The 8571-nt window shown below is 38.2% G+C and carries 9 protein-coding genes, 1 tRNA gene and 1 rRNA gene; 3 read left to right on the top strand and 8 right to left on the bottom strand.

Annotated features, from left to right (window positions below):
* Positions 1-100 precede the first annotated feature (100 nt).
* Positions 101-1765, top strand: coding sequence for an adenine deaminase (ade, locus tag DLD82_RS17775; protein WP_109942471.1), 1665 nt, complete (start codon positions 101-103; stop codon positions 1763-1765).
* Between the two features lie 178 nt (positions 1766-1943).
* On the top strand, positions 1944-3416 hold the full coding sequence (locus DLD82_RS17770; RefSeq protein ID WP_109942470.1) for an RNB domain-containing ribonuclease: 1473 nt from the start codon (positions 1944-1946) through the stop codon (positions 3414-3416).
* Positions 3417-3419: 3 nt separating this feature from the next.
* Here the strand turns inward: DLD82_RS17770 and DLD82_RS17765 are convergent, their stop codons facing one another.
* Positions 3420-3827 (bottom strand): STAS domain-containing protein, encoded by a 408-nt coding sequence (locus tag DLD82_RS17765; RefSeq protein ID WP_109942469.1) that lies wholly within the window; start codon positions 3825-3827, stop codon positions 3420-3422.
* Between the two features lie 86 nt (positions 3828-3913).
* Positions 3914-4171 (bottom strand): DUF3303 domain-containing protein, encoded by a 258-nt coding sequence (locus tag DLD82_RS17760; protein ID WP_109942468.1) that lies wholly within the window; start codon positions 4169-4171, stop codon positions 3914-3916.
* 318 nt (positions 4172-4489) lie between these two features.
* On the opposite strand from DLD82_RS17760, the gene thiC reads away from it, so the two are divergent.
* Entirely contained in the window at positions 4490-5704 is a 1215-nt protein-coding gene (gene thiC / locus DLD82_RS17755; protein ID WP_109942467.1) for a phosphomethylpyrimidine synthase ThiC, read from the top strand.
* A gap of 24 nt (positions 5705-5728) precedes the next feature.
* Here thiC and DLD82_RS17750 read toward each other — a convergent pair whose 3' ends face one another.
* The 6 genes from DLD82_RS17750 to DLD82_RS17725 all read right to left on the bottom strand — a co-directional run bounded on the left by DLD82_RS17750 (position 5729) and on the right by DLD82_RS17725 (position 8413).
* Positions 5729-6583: a nucleoside 2-deoxyribosyltransferase gene (locus DLD82_RS17750; RefSeq protein WP_109942472.1), complete on the bottom strand. Its 855-nt coding sequence runs from the start codon at positions 6581-6583 to the stop codon at positions 5729-5731.
* A 65-nt stretch (positions 6584-6648) separates the two neighbouring features.
* Complete coding sequence (locus DLD82_RS17745) at positions 6649-7299, bottom strand: chemotaxis protein CheC (RefSeq protein ID WP_109942466.1); 651 nt, start codon at positions 7297-7299, stop codon at positions 6649-6651.
* A gap of 60 nt (positions 7300-7359) precedes the next feature.
* Positions 7360-7800 (bottom strand): phosphate-starvation-inducible PsiE family protein, encoded by a 441-nt coding sequence (locus DLD82_RS17740; protein ID WP_109942465.1) that lies wholly within the window; start codon positions 7798-7800, stop codon positions 7360-7362.
* A 71-nt stretch (positions 7801-7871) separates the two neighbouring features.
* Complete coding sequence (locus tag DLD82_RS17735) at positions 7872-8102, bottom strand: hypothetical protein (RefSeq protein WP_109942464.1); 231 nt, start codon at positions 8100-8102, stop codon at positions 7872-7874.
* Positions 8103-8216: 114 nt separating this feature from the next.
* A 5S ribosomal RNA gene (gene rrf, locus DLD82_RS17730) occupies positions 8217-8338 on the bottom strand.
* A gap of 3 nt (positions 8339-8341) precedes the next feature.
* Positions 8342-8413: transfer RNA gene (locus tag DLD82_RS17725), tRNA-Cys, on the bottom strand.
* Positions 8414-8571 lie beyond the last annotated feature (158 nt).

The raw sequence follows: 8571 nt of genomic DNA, 5'->3' as shown, positions 1-8571 counted from the left end.
ATTATGGCTAAAGTCATAGAGTTCCTGAAATTCGGGGTATCACTTGATTATCCGACAGAGCCGTGATTGCGATTAGAAAATATGGAGCTATAAGTACTCTATGTCAAATTGGAATGAATCAGCAGATATAATATTTAAAAACGGGGTGATTTTTAATCCTTTTACCTGTGAATGGCAGGATGAACCTTTTGCTGTCAGGAATGGAAAAATTATCGGAGTTGGATCAGGATATCGTGGAAAAAAAGAGATTGACTTAAGATCGAAATACGTCCTACCAGGTTTTATTGACGCTCATGTCCACATTGAAAGTTCTCTTCTTACTCCACATGAATATGCCCGGGTTGTGATGAAACATGGGACAACATCTGTAATAGCTGACCCGCATGAAATAGCAAACGTCTGTGGAACTGCCGGAATTGACTATATGATTCAGGCAAACCAGGATCTCCCACTTGATATCCTGGTGATGTTACCCTCCTGTGTTCCCGCAACTCCGATTGATGAATGCGCTAATACCCTGACAGCAGAAATACTTCATCCATATATAAGCAGGGAAGGAGTAATCGGACTTGGAGAGATGATGAATGTGCCCGGAGTTCTGGAGAGAAATCCGGATGTGATGCAAAAAATTTCTCTGACAGAAATAAAAGACGGTCATGCACCATTCATCACCGGTACAATGCTTGATCAATACATAGCTTCAGGAATGCAAAGTGATCATGAAACAACCGTCATAGCTGAAGGCAAAGAGAAACTTCAAAAAGGTATGTACCTGTTTATTCGTGAAGGATCAACAGAAAGAAATCTGAATACTCTTATTCCCCTGGTAACCGCCTGTAACTCATCACGATGCTGCTTTTGTACCGACGATCGACATGCAGACATGCTGGTTACAACCGGTCATATCGATGACTGTATCAGAAAAGCAATTGGACAGGGATGCGAACCTGAACTTGCATACAAAATGGCAACATTATCAGCGGCTGAGCGATTCAGGTTATCTGACCGGGGTGCCATCAGTCCGGGGAGAATTGCGGATTTTTGTGTGGTAGATGATATTAACGAATGTAATGTCCGGACTGTATATAAGAAAGGAATCGACATTTCCACATCTGACTTTACCTCTGCTCCTTCATCATTAATCCGGGAATGCCCATTTAATGCAAAAATACCAACACCATCAGAGATCCGGATTTCAGGAGAAGGGATTGCCCGGGTGATAAAAATACAGGAAGGTCAGATAGGAACAGTGACCGGGTATATCCCATTATCAAGTGAAGATATTCCGGATACTAAAAGAGATATTCTGAAAATTGTTGTGGCCTCCCGGTACTATCCGAAGCATATTGGTGTAGGGCTGATTCAGGGTCTTGGCCTGAAACGTGGAGCTCTTGCATCAAGTGTCTCACATGATTCTCATAATATTATTGCAGCCGGAACCAGTGATGAAGAGATTATTGCTTCAATTGCATCGGTTGTGAAACACAGGGGAGCAATGGTTGCTTGTTCCGGAAATGATGAAGTTATTCTTCCTCTTTCTTTTGCAGGACTGATGTCCGAACTATCCTTTGAAAAAGTTCATGAAGCGTTAAAAGGACTTCATAACATGACATCTTCATGTGGTGCAATACATGATCCATTCATGTATCTCTCATTTATGGCCCTGTCAGTAATTCCGGAGATACGGATTACCACAAAAGGAATTTTTGATGTAAACAAATTCTCTCATGTTCCATTATTTGTTGAAAAAACCGAAAGTGAATAACCTTGATTACATTATCGTTTTTTTAAATACCTGAATAAATAAACAGACCAATTATTACAGGATAATTCTGATAAAAAGGATAATCTACATTACACCTTTTTTACAGGCAGAACTATAGATATCATAAATACGAACTGATATTTGTAATCATCCCTGTTTCCACTCACAGGTACAATCCATGAAAAAAAAATATGTTGATCTGAAAACTATCGCATGGGATGCCATGGAACGGTATGGATTTATTCCAAGATTTCCTCACGATGTTATCCATGAAACAGGTCGCCTTGTTCCTGAACATCATATTCACTCCAGAAAAGGAATTAAAGATCTCCGCAATCTTCTCTGGAGCTCAATAGATAATCCTGATTCAGAAGATCTTGACCAGATTGAGTATGCATCACCTGGTGAAAATGGAGATATTCACATAAAAATCGCAATTTCTGATGTTGATTATTATGTAACTAAGGATTCATCCATAGACAGACACGCAAACCATAATGGAACTTCAGTATATCCGGGAGTTATTACCTTTCATATGCTCCCTGACAGGTTGTGCAAGGGGATCAGTTCACTTTTGCCAGGAGAGGATAGACATGCAATTATTACCGAATATGATGTTCATCCTGACGGATCAGTAAAACACGGAGAAATATATCGTGCAATTGTCCGGAATAAAGCAAAACTCGTGTACGAAGAGATTGGTGACTGGCTGGAAAGCAAAATTCCGGTTCCACAATTTATAAAAGAAACTCCTGGACTAGAGGGCCAAATCAGGTTACAAAATGAAGCAGCAGTCAGACTCAGAGCTTTTCGTAGAAAAAAAGGAGCACTGGATCTTGAGACACTTGAAGCACAGGTGGTATCAGATGGAGAGACCGTAACCGACCTTGTTATTCAAAAACAAAATCCAGCAAGGTGTTTAATAGAAGAATTTATGGTTGCTGCAAACGGAACAATGGTTTTTTTTCTGGAAAATGCAGATCTTCCCATGATTCACCGGGTTGTCAGAGTTCCAAAATACTGGGAAGAAATCCGGATGGTTGCTGCAAAATATGGAACAAAATTATCAGAGCATCCGGATGCGAAAGGACTCTCAACATTTTTAACAAAACAACATGAAGCAGATCCAGAACGATTTCCTGATCTCTCACTCACCATTGTAAAACTCATGGGTTCAGGAGAATATGTGCCATTTATTCCGGGAAAAGTGCCAATCGGGCACTTTGCCCTTGCCGTAACAGATTATACACATGGAACAGCTCCGAACAGAAGATATGTAGATTTAATAATTCAACGGCTCATAAAATCAGTATTACTTGGGACAAAATCTCCTTATCGTGTTAGTGAACTAAATGACAAAGCCGAGTGGCTATCAGGCAGAGAAAAAGCAGCAAATAAAGTAGAACGGTTTATGAGAAAATCTGCCGCTGCTTTACTTTTAAAACCAAGAATTGGAGATACATTTTCTGGATTTATTACCGGAGCATCCGAAAAAGGGACATATGTCAGGCTTATCAGTCCTCCGGCTGAGGGGAGGGTTATGAAAAGGGAATCCGGGCTTCATGTGGGCCAGAAAGTAGTGGTAAGGTTAATGAAAGCAGATCCAATAAACGGACATATAGATTTTGAATTTCTAAACCTGGAAAAATAATAATTATTCTTTAGTCGAAAAAGAATGAATTGCAGATTGATTATCCGGATAAACAGGAATAACTTTTTTTAATCCGGTCATTTGAATTATTTCTTCCACCGTCTTATTTAAAGTAGATAATTTCAATTCTCCATTCTTTTGTTTCAGGGTTTTAGCTCCTAGAATGAGAACCCGGATTCCGGCACTGGAGATATACCTGACATCAGTCATATCCAGCACTATCCATCTCATTCCCTGCTGGATTCCTTCTATTAACGTGACTTCAAGATCGCCACATGTTCCAGTGTCAATAGATCCAACCGGATGAAATACCCAGATTTCTCCTTCATACCAGATATCCACCTTAAGGGCTGATCCTGCTTCTTTGCGTAGTGTATGGAGTAAATTTATTTCGGTATTTTCTGATGTCATATTTTATTCTAGTATCCGTTAGATCTCCATACTCAAAAATAGTAAAGATAGATTATTTGTTCATTGAATTTTGAAAAAAAATCTGGTTATCCCATGAGTTTCATTGCGTCTCCGGATTCCATGACCGGATGCATTTCAGTGTAACCAAGTGAACCCCAGAAAACCCCTTGCTTAAGAAGAGCTGCCGGGTCTTTAACGTCAATTAAGCGATACACCATATTGACATCCAGAGCAATCCACTCCTTAATGACCTCTATTCCGGATGGAATTTTTTCATTCATCCAGATTTCCATTACCTCTTTCATTTTTTCCGGCTCCCATTGGAATGTGCTTATGAAAAGCATTTTAGCGCCTCCTTTGTTCTTTATCCCGCCAAATTATAGTCATTCTGGAATTATCCCAACAAATTTCCTTCAATAATGAAGTGCGGTGTGTGTCTGAATTTCTGAATACTCCTGTTCATAGTGATAACTTCAAACCCTGGTTCTCAGAGACTATCATGGTGGGTGAATTGTATGATAGCAAATTTAAACGTATAGCATTTTCTACAAAATTTTCTATCAAAATAATAATGATCTAATTCGATTCTATGCAGTTATCTGGATTAGTACTTCAGTATAACCTCATTAACAAGGAACTCTCAATAAGATTGGAATATCATCATGATTGATAATCTTCAGATAGATACCATAAACAAAATAGCTGAATATGAACAGAAATCAATACAGTTCATCAAAGAAGGAATGCAAAATGGTTCCATTGCGATAATGTTCCGGGGAAAAACCGGAACAGGAATTGGGAAGGGATTAAAGACAAAAATTAATGTGAATATTGGAACATCTTCAGGTCATTGTAACCCGGATGAAGAGATAAAAAAAGCAGAAATTGCAGAGCAATTTGGCGCTGATACCATAACTGATCTTTCAACCGCCGGAGATATAACTGATATTAGAAGATCCATTCGTGATGTAACCTCATTACCCATAACAACAGTTCCTCTCTATCAGGCTGTATCTGAAAATACTCTTGATTTTCTCACGGATGATCTGATTATGGATACCTTAAAAAACCAATTACAGGAAGATATCTCATCAATGGTGCTTCATTGCCCTTCTCTTCATACAATTAAAGCGATGAAACAAAACCACAGGATTATGGGCATTGTTTCAAAAGGAGGAGCGATGATGGCATCGTATATGATAAAAAATTCAAATGAAAACCCATATATTTCAAATTTTGATGAGATCCTTGAGATGTTTAAGTCCAAAAATGTCGTCTTATCACTTGGCAATACCATGAGATCCGGATGCATTCATGATGTAGCTGATAAAGCCCAGGCATTAGAAGTGGATGAAAATATTCGTCTGGCTCATAAGGCACATGAAAAAGGAGTTCAGGTGATTATTGAGGGAGCCGGAGGTCACATAAGAGCGGATAAAATAGCAGATTCAATTCAATATTATAAACAAAAGTCTCATTATCCGGTTTTTGTGGCCGGCCCTCTTCCGGAGGATGTTGGAATGGGATATGATCATATTACCGGCGCAATAGGGGGAGCAATTGCATCAGGTGCAGGTGCAGATTATCTCTGTTATATCACCAGAGCCGAACATAAAAGCCTTCCAACTCCCGATGATGTAAAAGAAGGACTAATGGCCTTTAGAATCGCTGCTCATATCGGCGATTCAATGAAATACGGATTGTCAGATAAAGACAAACTTCTTGCAGAAAAACGAGCGATGATGAATTTTAAAGAACAATCTGCATATGCCCTGGACCCCTTCGAAGCCAGCAGGAATATTCCAAACGACACAAATTGTACCATGTGCGGAACTCTTTGTGCCATCAAAATGATGCAAAAATATTTTAATTCATAAAATGGAAAAATTAAAAATCAGGGATTAACTCTCATCAACTGGAATTGGGCACGGCAATGCACGAATAAGAGAAGGAATGTCATAAACCACGTGTGATGCTTTTTCCAGCATTAAATTCACTATTTCATTATCTCCGACTTTGCGAAAATCTGTCCGTAAAGCAATAATTTTCTTCCCCTTTGCATACGCATACCCAATCTCCCATGATGTTCCGGAATCTGCATCTGCCCCGTCTATTATTGCTATTACCAAATCAGAATTATCCAATGCCTCAATATTTTTATTGAATATCTGATCCTGCATTGATTCATCTCTGGAACTGACTGAATCTCCACAATCCTGAGGGAGATGAACAACCATTCCATATCTGGAGAGTTCTTTTGCAATCTTAACATTATAATTACGTTCTGCTTCGGAAAACAATGGTGCAGCTAAGTATACTTTCCAACATGATGCTTCAAAAACATCATATGCAATAATATCAGAGAATCGTGATAGAAATGCTCCTCTACCTGGAATTTTCGCAGGATTTCCATCTTTTTCTCCATACCAGGTATGTCTGACTCCACAAACTGGAGAAGAATCAACCCCGATTATTGCATAAGGATATCCATCATTTTCAAAATCATGACGTAATTTTTCTTCCAATCGATTCAATAAAGCATAAAACTCAGGTGTATCTAATCTATCAATAAAATGAGCAGGAGGACGATTAAGACCTAGGTACTCTGTTTCAGCACACGGTAAAAATTTTGTTTTTATTCCAAACCAGTCACACCGTTTAAGAACCTGCTTAAAAGCATCCAGATCATTTTGATGGGTAATACCTATTGCCCGTAAATTCGGATTTTGAATACACGGACATAGAAGCAGATACATGTCATCATACATCAATACTCAAAGAGATATAGTATACATATACAGAAGCGTTAGTAAAAAAAGAACTAATTATTTTTTGCTTTTATGAATCTGAACCTCTCAAGTAATTCATGTAATAATGACTTTGAAGGTAATAATAGCAATCCGGCTTCAAGATCATATTCTGCACAGTGCATATCAGTTTTAAAAAAAAGAACATGATCCAATTCTTCATCAATTTCCTGTCCGGCAATTACTGACTGAAGTACTGCATGAGGCATATCTATCACCATTGATGGAGGCGAAGGAATAAGCATTATAGATAGCAGATTCGCACATGCATCAAGATATGAAGAGGTCATGATATTTCCAATCTCATGCAGCATGCTCATATCCATCTCATTAATTTCACGGTCTTCATCCGGAGCTGCAAGCATTATTGATGAAAGTTTTAATATTGATTTTTTTGGAACATGAAGTACTAGAGAACCATTCCCGGCTATCTGCCCACGAACCTGAAAAACCACCATAGATGCAACAGAATCATCCATATATTGCTGCAGGTTTTCCAATTTCACCATGATAATTTTTTGAATAGATATTGATACCGGAACTCCAATCAATGAAGAGAGTGAGGATGCGGCATTTTGTGCTCCGCTATTTCCGAGTTCCCACAATTCTTCCGCCTGTTCTTCTGTAAGCACTTCAGTTCCATCAGTTAGAATTTTTGAATTCATGATATTCCATTAAGGACAATGTTAGACCTTCAATTATTTCATTAAATCTGATTTTTTTAATTATATTCGCAAATTTCCGGTATGAATGTCTTCTTTTAACAAGTATATTCCAGCTATCAGCACTGCCATCACGATTGAAATACCAATATAATTGTAAATTTCCGTCTCACTAATATTTACTACTATCAGGTGTCTGATAAGTGCTGTTAATGCTGCGATAAGTAATGCACGGACAGGAACTTTTTTCGTTTTGAGATATACTGTAACAGTTTCAAATAATTCGATAATAATTACAGTAAATAAAATTGAATAAATTACATTAACGATTCCCGTTTCCCATTGCATTGTAGTCATCATCAAGACTATTTCAAAAATAGATTCAATAAGTGACATTACAGCAACAACGGAAAGAAGAATAGCAACACCGATGTAGATGATTATTGGTATCATCGAAAAGGTATTTACTAACTGATTTGCTCTTTCTTCAGAAAATTCAGGCATTACTAGTACTTTTCAATCTTTTCAGATATATCTTCTGATAAAAACAGACAGAGAAGCAGTAAAGAGATAAATCAGATCTCCAATTCAAATTCTTTTTTATTCCGGGCAAAGAGTGCTTCAGCAAAAAAATAAACTGACATAACAATACAGGCAAGAGATGCAATCATTGTTGGTAAGGTTCTTTCATCATTTGCAGAACCAAATAGTGTTCCTAAAAGAAATAATCCCACAAATACCAAAGTTAAACCATCGAATAAATAAACCAGCCATTCATATTGCTCAAGGTTCCTGATGGCAGACATATATTATTGGTACAATTGACTATCTTTTTTGAAATAGTTATCTGAATGAATTAGAATTAAAAAATACCGTTAAACTATTTGAATTACTTAATCTAAAAACAGTCTTTTACTAAACAATAGCAGCGAGGATGATTTTCCGAGGACTCTCGTACCTCAGTACCGTCATCCACGTGAGGTGTCTTAACTTCCGTGTTCGGAATGGGAACGGGTGTGACACACCTGCTGTGGCCGCTATTGAGAGCCAAGATCCGGATTTGAACCGGAGTGTAGTTGATCTGCAGTCAACCGCGTGGCCGCTCCGCCATCTTGGCCTGGCTTGGGATATGCTTTGGAGAGCAGAAAGAATGAATTTCACAAGACGTTTATGGATTTCGTCTGGGTTTGAGAAACGGTAATTAGACGTAACTAAGACTATTAGTAATCGCGGACTGAACACGTCGTTGCCTTCGTGCTTACATCCCAATCCTAT

Origin of the sequence: Methanospirillum stamsii (assembly GCF_003173335.1) — an archaeon.
Classification (GTDB): domain Archaea; phylum Halobacteriota; class Methanomicrobia; order Methanomicrobiales; family Methanospirillaceae; genus Methanospirillum; species Methanospirillum stamsii.
The sequence above is the reverse complement of the archived record's forward strand: the minus strand, read 5'-3'. Positions and strand labels throughout refer to the sequence as shown.